This is a genomic window from Micromonospora sp. NPDC023956 (assembly GCF_040639195.1).
Lineage (GTDB): Bacteria > Actinomycetota > Actinomycetes > Mycobacteriales > Micromonosporaceae > Micromonospora.
The window spans coordinates 46200-64274 of the sequence record NZ_JBEZZN010000004.1 but is presented as its reverse complement, the minus strand read 5'-3'; the positions used below and the strand labels follow the sequence as shown (position 1 = coordinate 64274).

Sequence of the window (18075 nt, the reverse complement as noted above, 5' to 3'; positions counted from 1 at the left end):
CTCGGGAGCCTGGGCCGCCGGTCGGCACTGGATGGCCGGGACCGACGCGCCTGTCCCGCGTGATGGAAAGGACGGGCTGTCCGCGCAGCTCCGCCGGCCCGCCGCCCTGCCAACATCTCAGTCATGTTCCGTTAGTCGCGCTCCGTACCCGGGAAGTTCCCGACAGTCGGGCGATCAGGATCGGACATACCGGCTTACCCGCTGGTGGTGGGGATATTCAAGAATCTCTCCGTCCCGGTGAACCAAATCCGGTAGTGGAGCGACTACCTTCTGACACACACCCCCCGATGACCGTGTGGATGGAGCTGGAACGTGACGCAGAGCCGGGAGATCACACCTCCGCCGAACGGGCCGGCCGGACCGCGCCAGCGGAACAGCTGGGCGGTGGTGCTCACCGCAGGGCTGATCTCCTTCCTCGTGATGTTGGAGATCAACGTCGTGCACGTGGCGCTGCCGGTCATCCAGCGGGAGTTGGGGACCACCCAGGGGGTGACCCAGTGGGTCGCGGTCGGCTACCTGCTGCCGGCGGTGATCCTGGTGCTGCCCTGTGGACGCTGGCTCGACCAGATCGACCGCAGGACGGCGTACGCCTTCGCGGTCGGCGGCTTCGGGCTCACCAGCCTGGCCGCCGGTCTGGCCCCGGGGATCGAGGCCCTGATCACCGCCCGGGTCCTCCAGGGCGTCTTCGCCTCGTTGATCTTCGCCATGGCGCCCGCCCTGGCGGCCCTCGCGGTCCGCGCCGACACCCAGGGCCGGGCGATGAGCGTCATCGCCACCATGGGACCGCTCGGCGCGATCACCGGCCCGTCGCTCGGCGGGTTCCTGCTCGACTCGATCGGCTGGCGGGCGGCCTTCCTGGTGGTCGTGCCCGTGTGCGCCGTGGTACTACCGATCGGCCTGCGGACGATCCCCGCCACCGGCAAGGCGTTCCGCCTGCCGGACCGGGAGTGGCTGCTGGCCGCCGGACTGATCGCCGTGGCCGTCGGCGCCCTCCTGGGCGGCATCTCGCTGGCCCCCGACCGGGGCCCGGCCTGGCTGCTGCTGGCGCTGCTCGCCGTGCCGGCGCTGCTGGCCTGGCACCGGCTCGGCACCAACCGGCCGGTGCTGGACCTGCTGCGCACGCGGGACATCTCGCTGGCGGCGCTGGCGATCGTGACCGGTTCGCTGGGCTACGCGATGCTGGCCTTCGTCGTGCCGTACTTCCTGCTCCAGGTGCTCGGCACCAGCGCGGCCGTCGCCGGGCTGACGGTGCTGGCCTACCCGCTGGCCATGGCGGTCTTCGCGCCGCTCGGCGGCACCCTGGCGGACCGCTGGGCGCCCGGTCCGGTGGCGCTCGTCGGGGCCCTGCTGGTGGCGACCTCGGTGCTGCTGGTCCAGCCGCTCTCCAGTGACTGGACCCCGATGGACCTCGCCTGGCGGCTGGCGGTGGGCGGGGCCGGCACCGCCCTGTTCGGCGGGCCGGTCCAGGCCATGGCGATGCGGGCCGCCCCGCGTCCACTCGCGGCGACCGCCGCGGGCACCCTCCAGTCCGGGCGGATGCTCGGCTTCACCCTCGGGCCGGCCGTCGCGACGGCCGTGTGGGCCGCTTCCGACCTCTCGGTCTCCGGCATGCGGAACGCCCTGACGACCTCGCTGACCATCGCCACGCTCGCCGCCGTCGTCCTGGGCACGGGGCTGCTGACCGTCCGCCGACCCCGGCCCGCCGCGGCACCCGTCGGCGCCGAACCGATCGAGGTGATGCCCCAGAAGGCTCTGGACTGACCCACCGGCATCTGTCTCCACCGTGGAAGGACGCAACTCAATGGACGTGATCGGGGTCGGCTTCGGCCGGACTGGCACTCTCTCCCTGCGGGCAGCTCTCGTACAGCTCGGCTTCGACCCGTGCTACCACTTCGCCACGCTCTTCGAGCAGCCGGACCAGGCCAAGTACTGGCTGGCCGCAGCGGAGAACGACGTCAACGCCCTGCGGACCGCGCTGGACGGGTACCGGGCGACGGTGGACTGGCCGGGGACCGCATTCTGGCGTGAGCTGGTCCGGGAGTACCCGAACGCCAAGGTCATCCTGAGCACCCGTGACTCCGCCGCCTGGTACGACTCGATGGAGAAGACCATCCTGCGCCTGCTGCTGCGGGGAGAGCAGAGCGCGGCGGTCGCGGCCCAGTTCCCGGGCCAGCCACCCGAGCAGCTCGTCCAGACCGCCACCCTGGTGGGGCACCGGGTCGTCGTGCCCCGCTGCTTCGACGGCCGGGTCGACGACCGCGACCACGTCATCGCCTGCTACGAGCGGCACAACGAGGCGGTCCGCCGCGAGGTGCCGGCCGACCGTCTTCTCGAGTACCGGGTGGGTGAGGGCTGGGATCCGATCTGCCGGTTCCTCGGCGTCGAGGTGCCGGACAGCCCGTACCCGCACCTCAACGAACGACCCGCCGACCGGGGCGGCCCCGTCCGCTGACGGCCGGACCGCAGGATCGGGAACCGGCGGGATCCGCCCGCGCCCGGCACCACCGGCGAACAGCGGCCGGCGGCGGGGCCGTCGCACCGGCTCCGTCGACCGGCGGCACGCCAGGTCGACGCCGGTCACCGGCGCAGGTCGACTGCCCCGGCGGTGACCGGGACCGACGTGGAGGGTCGAAGGTCCTCCCCGGCCGTCCACGTCGGTCCGGATCGCCCGACAGCACGGACTTCGCCCGACGGGCGTCGCGGAGTCTCGGCGGGCAACGCCGGACGTACGGGCCTCGCCCCTTCCGTTCGTCACCACCGGGTTCGCAGGTCTCTCCGGCGGCCGTCCGCGTCGAGCGTCCCGGCCGGACCGTGCCGACCGACCCCAACGGCGACCGCACCACCAGCAGCGTGACCACGCGGGCCGCAACCCCGACTCCGGCCCCGGCCGCCGGCGCGGCTGACGCCACCGGCGCCGGAATCGCTCGACCCGCGCTCCACGCGCCCCGGTAGCCCGCACACCGCACCCCGGACCGGATCGGCTGCGCCGGCCCTCGATGACCGGCCCAGCCCCACACCGACGGTGAACCGGATCGCCGGCCGCCCGCACCGGCACGTCCGCCCCGACCCGCGCCACGCCGAAGGCCCGACAGCGGTCACCCGCCGTCGCCCGGCGACACCCACGCGATGTCCGACTGAATAATGGCGAGACTTTCCGACACTGCCTACATATTTCTTATATCGACATAATTCATTTTATGTCGGGCAGTCGTTGATGACCTACAAAAGGTTCCCTGGCTCATCTTCAACCATGGGAACATCGGACACTACAGACGCCGCCCCCCGACGCCCCACGCGGGACCGCGAGCGACCCGGGCCAAAACTGCGGCAACACCGGGCGGAAAACGCCAGCAAATCCCATCAAGGGCGACATCCTCCGTGCAACGTTACCGAACGAACATTCGATTTAGGCGTTGATGTGAAAATTCTGTCACCCCATTCAAGGTCATTAAGTGAGTGATTTACTGGTGATGGAGCGTTACATTCCCTTGGGGGATGACTTCGCCTGACAGATGGATCAACGGTTCGGTGCAAGCCACCCCAGCTATCGACTTGCGCCGATACCAAAGGAGAGCGGATGCACAAAGTCAAGCGGCGGACTTCGCACAGCCACGACCTCCGGTCAGGGCGACGTCCACCGCACGGGGGCAGCACTCCGAACGGACGGTACGCGGTCGGAGCGACGGCAGGGGTGGGCCATTTATCGGCCCCGGCCGGGATCGCCTGTCCGACCGGTTCGACGCGACGACACCTCTTCCGGCCCCGTCACAGCGGCGCCCGGATCGAGGCCAGAGCCGCAGTTCAGGGCGCTTGACGGCCGAGGGCGGCCGGGGGTCGAACGCCGTCCTGCCAGTCGACGCGACCTCCGTAGCACCAGCCTGCCCAGCAGGCGTTTCCCGGTCCTGAACCGAGAAGACAGGCATGGGACACGCAAGGCTCCGTCATGTCGACATCACGGAGAAACGATTTCGCCGATTCGGACCGATCGCAGTCGGCGCCGCCCGCGACATCGGCTGCGCGGGCGCACCGAACGACGGTCGTCCGCGCCGACAGTTCCTTCCTGGAGACACTGATGACCTCAGAAAAGCCCTATCCGCTCTACGGGCCGGAGTTCAAGCGCTGCCCGTACACCACTTACCAGGAGCTACGCGACAAAGGCGAGGTCCACCCCGTCGAGTTTCCGAGCGGGGTGACCGGCTGGCTCGTCACCGGCTACGACGCGGCGGTGCGTACTCTGACCGACCCACGGCTCGGCAAGAACCACGACCTGGGCAACGACGCCTGGCGCGAGTTGGCTGCGATCATGCCGGAGCCGCAGCACTCGCAACTCCAGGTCCACCTGCTGCACCAGGATCCCCCGAAGCACACGTTCATGCGGCGGCTCGTCGCCGAGGCGCTCGTACCCCGACGGCTCGAAGCGCTCCGGCCGCAGTTCCAGGCCATGGCCGAGGAACTCCTCGACGACCTGGCACCGGTGGGGCACGGCGACCTGGCCGAGAGCTTCAGCGCCAAGTTCCCGTTCCTGGTGCTGAGCACGGTGATCGGTCTGCCGCCGCACCTGGCACGCCGGTTCCGGCGCGAGTGGTGCCGGGTGGTCCAGCCGGTGGGTCCCCGGTCGCCGCACCGCGCCCACTACATCGGCCTCCTGCACGGCCTCCAGGCCTACATCGCCGAGGTGGAGGCGGACCGGCGGGCCGACCCCGGCGACGACCTGCTCTCCAAGCTGGTCGAGGCGAACGGCGACGGCCGGCTGAGCGACGAGGAACTCTCGTCAATGATCTTCCAACTCCTGGTCGCCGGGCAGGAGCCGATGACCAACCAGATCAACACCGCGATGGTGGCCCTGCTGACGCACCCGGAGGCGCTGGAACGACTCGCCGCCGACCCGGCACTGCTGCCCCGCGCCGCCGAGGAGCTGATGCGATACGACAGTGCCTTCGAGCTGACCACCTGGCGGTTCTTCGCGGAGGACAGCGAGCTGTCCGGCACCCGGATCCCCGCCGGTGACTCGGTCATCGTGTCCCTCGCCGCCGCCAACCGGGATCCGGCCCGCTTCGACCGGGCGGACGAACTCGACCTCGACCGCTCGCCGAACCCGCACATCGCCTTCGGGCACGGCATCCACTTCTGCCCCGGCGCCGGTCTGGCGCGTACCGAACTCCAGATCGCGCTGGAGACGATCCTCCGACGCCTGCCGCACCTGAAGCTCGCCGCGGACCCCGACGAGTTGGGGTGGATCCCGGCCGTCCTCGGCCGGGGCGTCGAGCGCCTACCGGTCACCTTCACCGCGACTCCCTGACCCGTCCACCAACCATCCCACGCGGCCGACGCCGTCGGCCGTGCGCGAGCGCGCGCTCCTCCGAGCCACCGGGCCATCCACGCCCGGTCACCGACGACCGCGGGCTCGGACCCTCCCCTTCCATAGCGTGATGTCAGCTGGGAGAAGACCATGCCAAGCTCCACCCGTTCCGTACCGCAGGACCACACCAGCGCCGAGTTGATCTCGAACGTCATCCTGCGGTTCCTCCTGCCGCACCGCCGGTCCGAGGCGGGCGAGCACGAGCACACCGACTGCTTCGCCGAGCAACTCAGCGCCATCCGGCACTTCGTCGACCGGCAGGAGCCCATCCTGTTCACCCTGCCGGCCTTCCCCTGCAAGTCCCCGAACCGGCGCAAGGTCCTCGGTCACCTGCCGGACATGGGCGAGCTGCTCTCCCTACAGTTCCTCAACCAGCTCTGCGACCAGGTCGCCAAGGTGCACACCCCCGGGGCGCGGATGCTGCTCTGCTCCGACGGGCACGTCTTCGGCGACCTGATCCGGGTGCCGGACGACCACATCACCGAGTACGGCGACGAGATCCAGGCGATGGTCGAGCGGCACGGACTGTCCCACATCGAGGCCTTCAGCCTCCAGGACGTCTACGCGGGCCACGACTACGACGGCAAGCGCAAGTTGCTGACCGAGCAGTACGCCCAGTCGCTGGAGAGCCTGCGGGACGAGGTCCGCTCCGACGACAAGACGCTGAGCCTCTACCGGGGGATCACCCGGTTCCTGGTCGAGGACGTGAGCGAGTGGCACGACAGCAAGGCCGCGCTCCAGCGGGACTGCCGGCAGCGGGCGTACGGCGTGATCCAGCGCAGTCGCGCCTGGGGCGACCTGATCGCCGACCACTACCCGGTGTCGGTCCGGCTCTCCATCCACCCGCAGCCCTGCGGGGCGGCGAAGTTCGGCATCCGGCTGCTGGAGATCCGGGACATGTGGCTGACCCCCTGGCACTCGGTGGCGATGCTGCAGACCGACGGCCGGTTCGCGCTGATGCCCCGGGCCGAGGCCGAGAAGATCGGCAAACTGGTGTACCGGGAGGGACGGCCGAGCCACTACGTGGTTGACTCCTCCGAGTGACCACTGTGGAACCGGGCCCGTGGGGCGACGACCGCCCGCTGGTCGAACGCTACCGGACGATGCTGTTCGACCTGGACGGCGTGGTCTACCGCGGTGCCGCCGCGGTGGACCACGCCCCACCGGCGCTCGCCGACCTGGCTCGGCACGGACGGGAACGGATCTTCGTCACCAACAACCCGTCCCGGACGCCCGCCGAGGTGGCCGCCCTGCTGAACCGGCTCGGCGTGCCGGTTCCGGCCGAGTCGGTGGTCACCTCGGCGCAGGTCGCGGCGGCGATGGCGGCGGCCACCGTGCCGGCCGGATCCCGGGTGCTCGCGGTGGGCGGGGAGGCCGTGCTGACCGCGCTGCGCGAGGAGTCGCTGGTCCCGGTCCGCTCGGCCGCCGACGATCCGGCGGCGGTGGTCCAGGGTTCGGCCCCGGAGGTGGACTGGCGGCAGCTGGCCGAGGCGTCCTACGCCGTCGCCCGGGGCCTGCCCTGGATCGCGACGAACATGGACCTCGCGGTGCCCCGCGAGGGCGGCATGGCACCGGGCAACGGCGCCCTCGTGCACGCGGTGACGTTGGCCACCGGGCGGGTGCCGCTGGTCGCCGGCAAGCCGGAGCCGGCGATCTTCGGCTACGCCTCCCGACGAGGGCCGGGTCCGCACGTGATGGTCGGCGACGGCCTGGCCACCGACGTCGAGGGTGCCCACCGCAGCGGCCTGGACAGCGTGCTCGTGCTCACCGGGGTCACCACCGTCGACCACCTGCTCGACGCGCCGCCCCCGCACCGGCCGACCCACGTCGTGACCGACCTGCGCGGTCTCTTCCGGGCGCCGCCGCCGCCGGTTCGGGGCGGGCAGGACCGGTACGACTGCGGCCCCTGGCGCACCCGGCGGGAGGGCGACGAGATCGTCCTGACGGGTGGGCCGGGGGACCCCGTCGACGCCGTCCGGGTGCTGTGCCACGCGGTCTGGACCGCCCGGGACGAGGGGCGTCCCGCGGTCGTCGCGGCCGGCTCGCGGGACCTGCTGCGGCCCCGGCTCCGGGAGAGCCTGCGAACGTGATCCCGACTCGTGATGGAACCGGACGGGCACGAGGAACGACTCCTGATCGTATGGCCTGAGTAGAGGAGTTCCGAATGTCCCGATGGTCCGGCCCGGCCGGCCTGGTGATCCGACAGGTGGGAGCGGCGGCGGCTGCCGTTGCGGTCGTACTGGCGGTCACCGCGACCCCGGCGAACGCGCACGCCCGCCTGGCGAGCGTGTCCCCCGCCAAGGACTCCACCATCTCGACTCCGGTGGAGACGGTGGAGTTCACCTTCGACGACCGTGTCCGGGACGAGTTCGTCACGATCGTGGTGGCCGGACCGCAGGGGCGGTCCTACCTGCGGGGCGAGGTGGAGGTCGACCAGTTCCGGCTGCGCCAGCCGGTCTACCCGACCGGTTCGGGCTCGTACCGGGTCGCCTGGCGGGTGGTCGGCTCCGACGGGCACCCGGTGCAGGGCGAGTTCCGCTTCCAGGTGGCCCTGCCGCCCGGTCAGGAGCCCACGGAGCTGCCCCCGGCCGAGGCGGAGGAGGGCTCCACCACGCGCTCCGGCACGCCCTGGGTCCTGGTGGCCGGCGGCGGGCTCGTGCTGCTGGCGGCCGGCGTGGTCCTGGCCTCGCGGACCCGCATGCCCCGGCGGCTGACCAGGAAGCTGCCCAGGTGACCCGGATCGAGCCGCGCCCGGCCGACCCGCCGGTCGCCGTCCGGCGCCGCTCCGGCGTCCCCCGTCTCGTCGTCGCGACGGCGGCCGTCGGGTCCGTGGTCCTCGCCCTCGCGCTGTGGTACGGCGGTGGCACCGACCGCGAGCAGATCCTCGGTCTGCCCGACGGCGGCGCGTTCACCGCCTGGGCGCTGCCGGTCGCCCGGACGCTGAGCTACGTCGGGGCGGTCCTGACCGTCGGCTGGACGGTCGCCGCGGCGTTCCTGCTACCCGGGCTGGACCGGCTGGTCGGTCCGGTCGGGTACCGGCTGCTCCGCCGGGCGTCCTGGGCGGCGGCGCTCTGGCTGGTGGCGACCGTGGTCGCGCTGCCGCTCACCGCCTCCAGCCTGCTGGGCAACCCGGTCGACCAGGTCACCGCGGTCACCGTGCTCAGCCTCGCCATGTCGGTGTCGCAGGGGCAGGGCCTGGTCGTCGCGACGGTCATGATCGTCGTGGTGTTCGCCGCGACCCGGTGGGTCATCACCCGCACCGGTGTCGCGGTCACCGCCCTGCTGGCCGTGGCGGCGACCCTCCCGGTGGTGCTGACCGGCCACTCGGCCGGCTCCGGCAACCACGCGATCGCGGTCAGCAGCGTCGGGGTCCACACGGCGGCGGCGGCCCTCTGGGTCGGTGGCCTGGCCGCGCTGCTCACCCTCCCCGGCGACCGTGACCTGCCCCTGGCGGCCCAGCGCTACAGCACGATGGCGCTCTGGTGCTTCGTCCTGATGGGGCTGAGCGGGATCGCCAACACCGCGATCCGGCTGTACCAGCCGGACGAGTTGTGGAGCACCCGGTACGGCACGCTGGTGCTGGTCAAGAGCGTCGTGCTGGTGGCACTGGGTGCCTTCGGGGCGGCGCACCGGCGGCGTACCCTGCCCCGGCTCGCCGCCGGCGGGGCGTGGGCGTTCCGGCGGCTCGCCGCGGTCGAGGTCCTGGTGCTCGCCGGGATCGTGGCCGTCGGGGTGGCCATGTCCCGGGCCCCCTCGCCGGTCACCGTCGATCCGGTGGAGCCGGACGTCTACACCGAACTCCTCGGCTTTCCGCTGCCCGCCGCGCCGACCGTGGCCCGGCTGCTGGGCCAACCGGTCCCGGACGCCTACTTCCTGCTCATCGCCGTGATCGGCGGGGGCCTGTACCTCGCCGGGGTCCGCCGGCTGCGGCGTGCCGGCCGGGTCTGGCCGCCGGCCCGTACGCTCTGCTTCCTCGCCGGCATGCTGGTGCTGGTCGGGGTGACCTGTCTGGGCTTCGCCCGGTACGCGGCGGTGACCCACGCCCACCACATCGGACAGCACGTGGCGCTGCTGGTGGTCGTCCCCCTGCTGGTCTGCGCCGGGGCACCGGGCGCCCTGGCCGGCGCGACGCTGCGTTCCGGCCCGACGTCCGAGCTGCCCGGCGCCCTCGAGTGGTGGGAGACGCTGCGCCGAAGTGGCCCCGCCCGAGCCCTGGGGCACCCGGTCACCGCGGTGGTCGCCTTCGTGGCCTGCCTCTACCTGCCCTACTTCGCCCCCGTGCTGAGCTGGTTGATGCAGCGGCACGTCGGGCACCTGGGCATGCTCACCGCCTTCCTGCTCGCCGGCGGGGCGGTCGCCACGGTGCTGCGCCACCGTCCCCGTCGGGTCGGCGCCGCCGTCCTGGCGGCCACCACGGCGGCGCTGCTCCTCTTCGCCCACCTGGTACGGCGCAGCGACCGGTTGCGGTCGACCGAGTGGTTCGACCTGGTCCGGACGGACTGGGCACCGGCCCCGGCCGTCGACCACCGCTACGCGGCCTGGACCGCGCTGGTGGCGGCGGTGGTGCTGGCCTCGGGCGGCCTCGCCCTGCTCTGGCGGTACTCCGACCGGGCGACCGGAGCGGACCGGGCCGCGCGAACCGGCGGCGACCCGTACGTGGTGCCGAGCGTCGACGCCGCCCAGCCGGTGCCGGTCGGCCACGACGGTGCCCGTGCGGGTGGCCCGGACGAACGGCGGGAATGAGCGCACCGGCTTCCCGTCGCAGCGCGGGCGCGTCCTGCGACGGGAAGCCGGGAGCGGGGTGGGGCGGTGCCGGTCAGCCCGGCTTGACGGCGGTGTAGACGCCGTAGTGCATGACGTCCTTGTCGTACGCCTGCTTCATCAGCGGGACGGAGTTGAGAAAGCGGAAGATGTCCGCGCCCTTGGCCCGCACCAGCTTCCACACGTACGACGGGTCGCGCATCAGGGGCTTGACGATGTCGGCCGAGAGCGCCCAGGTGGCCTTGACGTTGTCCGTCCAGTCGGCGGTCCGCACGTCGGCGTAGCCCAGCTCGCCACAGAGCCGGGCGTAGTGCTCCAGCGGCAGCACGTGCGAGATGGCGAAGTCCCGGTAGAGCCGGCGCAGCAGCTTGACCTCCTTCGGGTCGAGCCGGTCGTCGCGGCTGGTCCAGGTGGCCACCACGAGCCGGCCGCCCGGCTTGAGGATGCGCAGGTTCTCCGCGAGGTAGGCCCGCTTGTCCGGCATCAGCTCGCAGCTCTCCATCGACCAGACCACGTCGAAGGTGTCGTCCGGGTAGTCGGTGTGCATGGCGTCGAGCACCCGGAACGACGTCCGGTCGCCGACGCCGGCCGCTGCCGCCTTCTCGGTGGCCCGTTTGACCTGCTCGTGGCTGAGGGTGATGCCCTCGACGGTGCAGCCGAGGTCGGCGGCGAGCATCACCGCGGACGCGCCGATGCCGCAGCCCGAGTCGAGTACCCGCGCACCCTGCGGGATGCCGCCGAACCGCATCAGCTCCTGGGTGGTCCGCCGTTGCGCGACGTCCCGCGACACGTTCGGCGCGTCGAGGTCCCAGTAGCCGTGGTGGATGTGCTCGCCCCACAGGTCCTCGTAGAGGTCGACGAGCTTGTCGTAGTGGTCGCGCACGGCCCGGTGCAGGTCCTCGACCGAGCCCTCCTGGCTCATGCCGGTGTCGGTGGTCTGGGTGCTCACGTGGCGCTCTCCTTATGGCGAAGGGGGTGGGTCAGGCGCTGGGAACCAGGCGGGCGGCGGAGCCCCGGCCGGCGAAGTCGGTGACCTGGCCGACCAGGATCGTCAGCCGACGCATCAGTCGGGCGTCGGCGCGGATCCCCGCGTCCACGTCCTCGAGGGCGGCCAGCTCGATCGAGTTGACGCCGACCGCCATCGGCGTGACCCAGCCCCGCAGGGACGTCACGGTGGTGCGCAGCGCGGCGACCGCGGTCGAGGCGCCGTGCTCGCTCCAGCCCACGGCGACCGAGCCGACCACCTTCCCGTCGAGGTAGGCCGGCCGGTCGGCGGCCAGGTCCTCCAGGTGGTCCAGGGCGTTCTTGAGCAGGCCGGACATGCCGCCGTGATAGGTCGGCGACACGACGATCAGGCCGTCGGCCCGGCGCACCGCCGCCAGCAGTGTGGCGGCGGCCGGCCGGCGGTGCGGGGTCCCGGGCTGGTAGAGCGGCAGGTCCAGGTCCGCCGCGGTGAGCACCGTGCAGCGGGCACCGCGGCCGGCGGCGAGGTCGGCGCAGGCGTGCAGCACCCGCTCGCTCACCGACCCCGGCCGCAGCGAGCCGCCGAGCAGTGCCAGCTCCACCGCGGTCACGGAACGGGCCCGGCGGCCACCATCGCGGCCACCTGGGGGCGCTGGAGCTTCCCGCTGGAGGTCTTGGGCAGGGTACGGGGAGCGACCACGAGCACCTTCCCGGGGCGTACCCCGGTCAGGTCGCTGACCGCGCGCTCGACGGCCCGGACGGTCTCGGCGGCCCGCTCCGGATCCCGGTGGGCCCGGCTCTCCACCACCAGGACCATCCGTTCGGTGCCGCTGCGCGCATCCGGTACGCCGACCGCCACCGCACCGCCCGCGCGCACCCCGTCCACGCTCTCCGCGGCCCGCTCGAAGGTCTGCGGCTGGTAGTTCCGCCCGGCCAGGATGATCAGGTCCTTGCTCCGGCCGGTGACGTAGAGCTCCCCGTCGAGCAGGAAACCGAGGTCCCCGGTGTCCAGCCAGCCGTCGCGCAGTTCGAGCAGCGGGTCGGCGGGGCCGTTGAGGTAACCGGTCATCATCGACTCGCTGGCCACCAGCACCCGACCGACGTGCCGGTCGGGCAGGTCCACGTGATTCGCGTCGGCGACCCGGACCTTGGTGCCCGGCACCGGGATGCCGGAGGAGACGTAGTGGTGGGTGTCCTCCTCGGACTCCGGCGCCAGCGCCCGGCCCTGGGTGGCCATCGCGGTCCGGGAGACCGCCTCGCTCCGGGGCGGGGTGCCGACCGGCGAGAAGGTCGCGGCGAGCCCGAGTTCGGCCATCCCGTAGCAGGGACGCAGGTGTTCCGGGCGGAAGCCGAGCGGCGCGGTCACCGCCAGGAAGTCGCGCAGCGTGCCCGCGTCGACCACCTCCGCCCCGTTGAACGCCGCCCGCCAGCAGCTCAGGTCCACCCCGGTCAGGTCGACCTTGCGGGCCACCGCCGCGACCAGCCGGTACGCGAAGTTCGGCGCGGGCGAGAGGGTGGCCCGGTACCGGTGGATCAGCCGCAGCCAGCGGTCCGGCCGGGTGCCGAAGGCCAGCGGGCGGATCAGCACCGACGGCAGGGAGAGCAGGAACGGCGTCATCGTCGCGCCCACCATGCCCATGTCGTGATGCAGCGGCAGCCAGCTCGCCATCACGTCGTCGGCGTAGAACGGCCCGCCGAGGCCGATCGCGGAGGCCGCCGCCAGCACCGCGCGGTGGCTGAGCACGATGCCCTTCGCCGCCGAGGTGGTGCCGGAGGTGAACTGGATGAAGGCGGGCTCCTCCGGTCCGGCCTCCAGCACCGGCTCGGCGACCGTCCCGGCGCCGAACGGCGGGCTGATCACCGCGACGTCCAGGCCGGCCAGCGCCTCGACGGTGGCCTCGCGCAGCTCCTCGTCGCAGACCAGCACCTCCGGCCGGGCGACCGCGACGATGTGCCGGACCCGGTCCAGCCAGAGCTGCTTGCGGCCGGCGCTGAGCGGCGGCTCCAGCACGGCCGGGACGGCACCGAGCAGTTCCGCCCCGAACAACCCGGCCAGCAGCGGGGCCGAGGTGTCCAGGCAGAGGCAGACGTGACCGCCCCGGCGCAGCCCGGCCGCGGCCAGGGCCGCCCCGGCGGCGTGCGCCCGGTCGAGCATCCCGGCCACCGTGATCCGCTGGTCGGCCTCGGGCTCGTCCGGCAGGTAGTAGGCGACCGCGTCGGGTTGCCGGCGCGCCCGTTCCACGAGCGCGCCGGCCACCGTACCGGCCGGGGTGAGCCGGGCGATCCCGACGGCGGGGTCGTGGGTGTAACCCCGCCGGTCGGGGTGGATCGCGAGGTCGGGGCCTGTGCCGCTGTCGATGCTCATGAGGGGCTCCGATGGGGTGGCGAACGATCAGGGAATGACGAACGGGAAGTCGTTGCGGCCCATCTCCCGGGCCGAGTCGATCACCGCGTCGCAGATGGCGTCCACGTCGGCGTCGGAGTGCGCGTCGCCGGTGTAGAACATCGGCATGCTCAGCGTGTAGACGCCGCGCTTGCGCAGCATCAGGGTGAGCACGGCCGGGCCGAGCGGGTTGGCCGCCGCACCGAACTCCCGGTAGGTGTCGTAGGAGTCCCGGGCGGTGAAGCCGAAGGTGCCGGCGAAGGCGCCGAAACCGAGCAGCCGCAGCGGGATGCCGGTCTCGGCGCGGAAGTCCGCCAGCCGGGACTGCACCCGGGCCACCTTGGCCTCGGTCCGCTCGTAGAAGGCCGGTCCGGCGTCGCGGAGCATGCTCAGCGAGGCGTACGACGCGGCGATCGACAGGTGGTTGCCGGAGTGGGTGTTCACCACGAAGGTCTTGCTGCCGATGTCGGTCAGCGGCATGCCCGAGGTGTGCGCCGCCTCCAGCAGCTCGGCCTTGCCGCCGATGGCCGCCAGCGGCAGGCCGAGACCGGAGACGACCTTGCCGTAGCAGTGCAGGTCGGCGGGGATGTCGAACTGGCCGGCGGCACCCGCGGTGCCGAACCGGAAGCCGGTGAGCACCTCGTCGAGGATGAACGGGACGCCGAGGTCCTGGCAGCGGTGCGCGACCTCGCGCAGCTCCGGGATGGTCTGGTCGGTGAACGGCCAGGACTGGCAGGCGGCGTCGGCGATGACGCAGGCCAGATCGTCGGCGTACTTCTCGACCAGCTTGCTGGCGGCGGCGGCGTCGTGCGGCAGGATCAGCATCTCCAGCTGCGGCACGCCGGTGAAGGCGGTGAGCGGCTCGATGCCGTCCGGGCCGACCTCCGGGAACGGGTTCACCTTCGGGTGACCGTGGGCGAAGAACGAGGTGTTGTGCGCGGCCACGTCGCCGGTGCCGTGCCAGCAGCCCTCGAACTTGGCGACCAGGCGCTTGCCGGTGTACGCCCGGGCCAGCCGGGTGGCGATGGTGATGGCGTCGGTGCCGGAGTTCAGCAGGGCGAACTTCTCGCAGTGCGGGATGAGTTCCTTGAGCAACTCGCCGAGCTTGCCCTCCAGCGGGTTGAGGTAGCCGTTGCCGGTGCTCCGCAGCGCCTGTTCCCGCACGAACTCGACCACCTGGGGCGGGTTGTGGCCGAACAGCGACTGCCCGCCGAAGCCGAGGTGCGAGTCGATGTAGGTGTTGCCGTCCACGTCGGTGAGCCGGCTGCCCTGGGCCTCGGCGACGCCGAGCGGGAACATCGGCGCGTGGAAGGGCAGGAACACGTGGTTGGTGACCACGTGTTCCCGCACCTCCTCGGCCAACGCCATGGAGTTCTGCTGCCGCTCCGTCAGCTCGGCGAAGAGGTCACCCACCCAGGGCTGGGACATGACATCGGCGAGGATCTCGGCCGGGGTACGGGTGTCGGGGGTGGTGTCGGCGATCGTCATTGGCGTTGGCCCATCCGTGTTTCGGGTATTTGAGTGGTCAGGCCGGGAGCACGAACGGGAAGCCGTGCTTGTCCAGTTCCCGGGCCGAGTCGAGGACGGCGGCGAGGAGTTCCTCCACGTCCGCGTCGCTGTGCGCGTCGCCGGTGAAGAACATCGGCAGGCTGAGGGTGTAGATGCCGCGACGGCGCAGCATCAGGGTCAGCATGAACAGGCCGATCGGGTTGACCGCGCCGGCGAACTCCCGGTAGTCGTCGTACGACTCACCGGCGACGAAGCCGAACGAGCCGATGAAGTCGCCGAAGCCGAGCAGCCGCAGCGGGATGCCGGTCTCGGTACGGAACTCGGCGAGCCGGTTCTGCACCGTGGCGACCTTGGCCCGGGTGCGCTCGTAGTAGGCCGGGCCGGCGTCGCGGAGCATGCCCAGCGAGGCGAACGAGGCGGCCAGCGAGAGGTGGTTGCCGGCGTGCGTGGTCTGCACGCAGGTCTTGCGGCCCAGGTCGGTCAGGGGCAGACCGGTGGTCTGCATGTTGTCGATGATGTCGGCACGACCGGCCACGATGGACAGCGGCAGGCCGAGGCCGGTCACCACCTTGCCGTAGCAGTACAGGTCGGCCGGGATGTCGAAGTGACCGGCGGCGCCGGAGAGACCGTAGCGGAAGCCGGTGAGCACCTCGTCGAGGACGAACGGCACCCGCAGGGTCTTGCAGCGCTCCGCGACCGCCTTGATCAGCGGGACGGTGTGCTCGGCGTACGGGAACGACGAGGAGACCGCCTCGCCGAGCACGCAGGCCAGCTCGTCCCGGTGCTTCTCGATCAGGGCCAGCGCGGCGGCGGTGTCGTTGGGCAGGATGAGCAGCTCGGTCCGGTCCGCCGGGGCGACGCCGGTGAGGGCGGGCATCGGGGCGATGCCGTCGGCGGTCACCTCCGGGAAGGGCTGCGTCGGGTGGCCGTGGTACCAGAAGGCGGTGTTGTGCGCGGCCAGGTCGTGCACGCCGTGCAGGGCACCCTCGAACTTGGCCACCAGCCGGCGGCCGGTGTGCGCCCGGCAGAGCCGGATCGCCGCGTTGGTGGCGTCGGTGCCGGAGTTCAGGAAGGCGAACTTCTGGCAGTGCGGCAGCATGTCCTCGAGCAGATCGACCAGTTGCAGCTCGGTGAGGTTGAGGTAGCCGTTGCCGGTGGAGCGGCCGAGGTGCTCCCGGACGTGCTCGACCACGGTCGACGGGTTGTGCCCGAACAGCGCCTGCGCGCCGAAGCCCAGGTGCGAGTCGAGGTAGGTGTTGCCGTCGATGTCGGTGATCCGGCTCCCGGCCGCCTCGGCGACGACCAGCGGGAACTGCGGCGCGTGGAACGGCCAGAAGACGTGGTTGGACGCGGCGCGCTCCCGGACCTGGCCGGAGACCTCGATCGACTGGCGCTGACGCTCCCCGATCTCGGTGAACATGTCGATCACCCAGGACTGGGTGAGCAGGTCGGCGACCAGGTTCTCGGTCGGGTTGGGGGTGGCCATGGGCCGACTCCGTTTCTCGGGTTTCTCGGGTGGGCTGGCGGGATCGGAAGCGGACCGGGCCCTCAGAAGCGGACCAGGGCGGACTCCATGGTCAGGCCGGGCCCGAAGGCCATCAGGACGCCGTACTCCCCCGGCTTCGGGCGGGAGGTGCGCAGGATGTGGTCGAGGATCAGCAGGACCGTCGGCGAGGAGCAGTTGCCCCAGGAGTTGAGGATCTCCAGCGACGGGCGCAGCGCCGCGACCGGCAGTTCCAGCCGTGCACCCACGAAGTCGATGATCTTCGGACCACCGGGGTGGATGCCCCAGTGCGTGAGGTCGCCGACGGCGAGGCCGTGCGGCTCCAGGAGCCGGCCGACGAAGGGCCGGATCGTCTCGGCGAGGTAGACCGGCACGTACGGCGAGAGCGTCATCCGGAACGCGTCGTCCATGACCTTCCAGGTCATCGCCGCCGAGGTCTCCGGGTGGGTCTCGGTGTGCGTACCCAGGACCACCGGCCCCTCCACCGCGTCGACGTCACCCGGCACCGACTCCAGCAGCAGGGTGGCGGCGGCGTCGCCGAACAGGCCGGTGACCACGACCTGCTCCTTGGTCGCCTCGGGACGCAGGTGCACCGAGCAGACCTCGGCGCAGGTGACCAGGGCGAGTTCGTCGGGGCGGCCGGCGAGCGAGTCCAGGGCGACCTTCAGCCCGTTGAAGGCCGCGTAGCAGCCCATGTGGCCGACGAAGGTCCGGCGCAGGTTCTTGCGCAGGCCGAACTCCTTGGCCAGCAGCATCTCCGGGGTCGGGCCGGCGTAGCCGGTGCAGCTGACGAAGGTGTAGCTGCCCACCCGGTCGGTGGCCACGTCGTCGAGCACCCCGCCGACGGTCTGCCGCCCCATCGCCAGGACGCCCTGTTCCCAGGCCTCCATCCGGGCCTGCATGCCGGGCCAGCCGTCGCCGTAGTGCTCCTTCGGCGGCCAGAGCATCCGGCGCTGGTTGACCTGGGTGCTCATGAAGAGCTTCTCGGCGTCCGGGACGTCGGCGTAGAGGTCCTTGTAGAAGGTGTCGAACATCTCCCGCTGGGAGATGGCCGGCCCGGCCTGCGCGGTGCGCAGGCCGACGATCCGCGCCGGCCGGGTCGGCTCTGTCGCGGTGATCATCCGGACACGCTCCCGGACTCGACCGCCTCCCGGATCGCCTTCACGAAGCCACCGGTGACCTCGTCGCTCTCCTTCTGGGCGAACGGCTCGATCAACACGACCACCACCCGCGCCACGTCGACGGAGGCCTCGGACCGGGTGTCGATCTCCAGCACCTGCTCGTCGGGCGTCGGGCCGTCGGTGATCCGGAACGTGCCCCAGGAGCGGAAGTTGGACTCGCCCACCGGCTCCCAGGTGATCGCGTCCGGGTCGGAGGTGTCGAACCGGGCGGTGTACTCCGGGGTGAACCGGACGACCCCGTTGGAGACCTCGGCGAGCCGGTAGTGGTACAGGTCGTCACCGACCTGGGTCAGCTCCTCCACGCCCGGCATCAGCCGGCCGGTGCCGACGACGTCGAGCATCACCTTGCGCAGTTCCTCGCGGCTGGTGCGGATCACCGCGTCGCGCTTGGTCTTGGTCCTGATCCAAACCATGT

The 18075-nt window shown here is 71.9% G+C and carries 14 protein-coding genes; 7 read left to right on the top strand and 7 right to left on the bottom strand.

Features of this window, described 5'->3' with window-relative positions; genetic code table 11:
- Positions 1–312: 312 nt before the first annotated feature.
- The 7 genes from AB0F58_RS09915 (at position 313) to AB0F58_RS09885 (ending at position 10102) form a co-directional block, all read left to right on the top strand.
- Positions 313–1761, top strand: coding sequence for an MFS transporter (locus AB0F58_RS09915; RefSeq protein ID WP_357140632.1), 1449 nt, complete (start codon positions 313–315; stop codon positions 1759–1761).
- A gap of 40 nt (positions 1762–1801) precedes the next feature.
- Positions 1802–2452, top strand: coding sequence for a sulfotransferase family protein (locus AB0F58_RS09910; RefSeq protein ID WP_357140628.1), 651 nt, complete (start codon positions 1802–1804; stop codon positions 2450–2452).
- Between the two features lie 1620 nt (positions 2453–4072).
- Complete coding sequence (locus tag AB0F58_RS09905; protein ID WP_357140625.1) at positions 4073–5299, top strand: cytochrome P450; 1227 nt, start codon at positions 4073–4075, stop codon at positions 5297–5299.
- A 150-nt stretch (positions 5300–5449) separates the two neighbouring features.
- On the top strand, positions 5450–6403 hold the full coding sequence (locus tag AB0F58_RS09900; RefSeq protein WP_357140623.1) for an isocyanide synthase family protein: 954 nt from the start codon (positions 5450–5452) through the stop codon (positions 6401–6403).
- A complete protein-coding gene (locus AB0F58_RS09895) occupies positions 6400–7449 on the top strand; it encodes an HAD-IIA family hydrolase (protein WP_357140621.1) in 1050 nt (349 codons plus the stop codon). The genes AB0F58_RS09900 and AB0F58_RS09895 overlap by 4 nt, the downstream gene beginning before the upstream one ends.
- A 74-nt stretch (positions 7450–7523) precedes the next feature.
- Positions 7524–8093, top strand: a complete 570-nt coding sequence (locus AB0F58_RS09890) for a copper resistance CopC family protein (protein ID WP_357140618.1) — start codon at positions 7524–7526, stop codon at positions 8091–8093.
- Positions 8090–10102, top strand: a complete 2013-nt coding sequence (locus tag AB0F58_RS09885; RefSeq protein WP_357140615.1) for a cytochrome c oxidase assembly protein — start codon at positions 8090–8092, stop codon at positions 10100–10102. Before AB0F58_RS09890 ends, AB0F58_RS09885 begins: the two co-directional genes overlap by 4 nt.
- A gap of 73 nt (positions 10103–10175) precedes the next feature.
- Here AB0F58_RS09885 and AB0F58_RS09880 read toward each other — a convergent pair whose 3' ends face one another.
- The 7 genes from AB0F58_RS09880 to AB0F58_RS09850 all read right to left on the bottom strand — a co-directional run bounded on the left by AB0F58_RS09880 (position 10176) and on the right by AB0F58_RS09850 (position 18073).
- Positions 10176–11069, bottom strand: coding sequence for a methyltransferase domain-containing protein (locus tag AB0F58_RS09880; RefSeq protein WP_357140612.1), 894 nt, complete (start codon positions 11067–11069; stop codon positions 10176–10178).
- Positions 11070–11100: 31 nt separating this feature from the next.
- Positions 11101–11685: an NAD(P)H-dependent oxidoreductase gene (locus tag AB0F58_RS09875; protein WP_357140609.1), complete on the bottom strand. Its 585-nt coding sequence runs from the start codon at positions 11683–11685 to the stop codon at positions 11101–11103.
- Between the two features lie 5 nt (positions 11686–11690).
- On the bottom strand, positions 11691–13448 hold the full coding sequence (locus AB0F58_RS09870; RefSeq protein ID WP_357140606.1) for an AMP-binding protein: 1758 nt from the start codon (positions 13446–13448) through the stop codon (positions 11691–11693).
- A gap of 27 nt (positions 13449–13475) precedes the next feature.
- A complete protein-coding gene (locus AB0F58_RS09865; protein WP_357140603.1) occupies positions 13476–14954 on the bottom strand; it encodes an aminotransferase class III-fold pyridoxal phosphate-dependent enzyme in 1479 nt (492 codons plus the stop codon).
- Between the two features lie 37 nt (positions 14955–14991).
- Positions 14992–16461, bottom strand: coding sequence for an aminotransferase class III-fold pyridoxal phosphate-dependent enzyme (locus AB0F58_RS09860; protein WP_357140600.1), 1470 nt, complete (start codon positions 16459–16461; stop codon positions 14992–14994).
- A 62-nt stretch (positions 16462–16523) separates the two neighbouring features.
- Positions 16524–17600 (bottom strand): type III polyketide synthase, encoded by a 1077-nt coding sequence (locus tag AB0F58_RS09855; protein ID WP_357140597.1) that lies wholly within the window; start codon positions 17598–17600, stop codon positions 16524–16526.
- Positions 17597–18073, bottom strand: a complete 477-nt coding sequence (locus AB0F58_RS09850) for a hypothetical protein (RefSeq protein WP_357140594.1) — start codon at positions 18071–18073, stop codon at positions 17597–17599. Before AB0F58_RS09850 ends, AB0F58_RS09855 begins: the two co-directional genes overlap by 4 nt.
- Between the last annotated feature and the right edge of the window lie 2 nt (positions 18074–18075).

What these genes read in the sequence shown, in the direction of transcription:
- AB0F58_RS09905 (WP_357140625.1), top strand. Translation starts at nt 4,073, where the DNA reads ATGACCTCAGAAAAGCCCTATCCGCTCTACGGGCCGGAGTTCAAGCGC.
- AB0F58_RS09890 (WP_357140618.1), top strand. Translation starts at nt 7,524, where the DNA reads ATGTCCCGATGGTCCGGCCCGGCCGGCCTGGTGATCCGACAGGTGGGA.
- AB0F58_RS09910 (WP_357140628.1), top strand. Translation starts at nt 1,802, where the DNA reads ATGGACGTGATCGGGGTCGGCTTCGGCCGGACTGGCACTCTCTCCCTG.
- AB0F58_RS09900 (WP_357140623.1), top strand. Translation starts at nt 5,450, where the DNA reads ATGCCAAGCTCCACCCGTTCCGTACCGCAGGACCACACCAGCGCCGAG.
- AB0F58_RS09855 (WP_357140597.1), bottom strand. Translation starts at nt 17,600, where the DNA reads ATGATCACCGCGACAGAGCCGACCCGGCCGGCGCGGATCGTCGGCCTG.
- AB0F58_RS09865 (WP_357140603.1), bottom strand. Translation starts at nt 14,954, where the DNA reads ATGACGATCGCCGACACCACCCCCGACACCCGTACCCCGGCCGAGATC.
- AB0F58_RS09850 (WP_357140594.1), bottom strand. Translation starts at nt 18,073, where the DNA reads ATGGTTTGGATCAGGACCAAGACCAAGCGCGACGCGGTGATCCGCACC.
- AB0F58_RS09860 (WP_357140600.1), bottom strand. Translation starts at nt 16,461, where the DNA reads ATGGCCACCCCCAACCCGACCGAGAACCTGGTCGCCGACCTGCTCACC.
- AB0F58_RS09870 (WP_357140606.1), bottom strand. Translation starts at nt 13,448, where the DNA reads ATGAGCATCGACAGCGGCACAGGCCCCGACCTCGCGATCCACCCCGAC.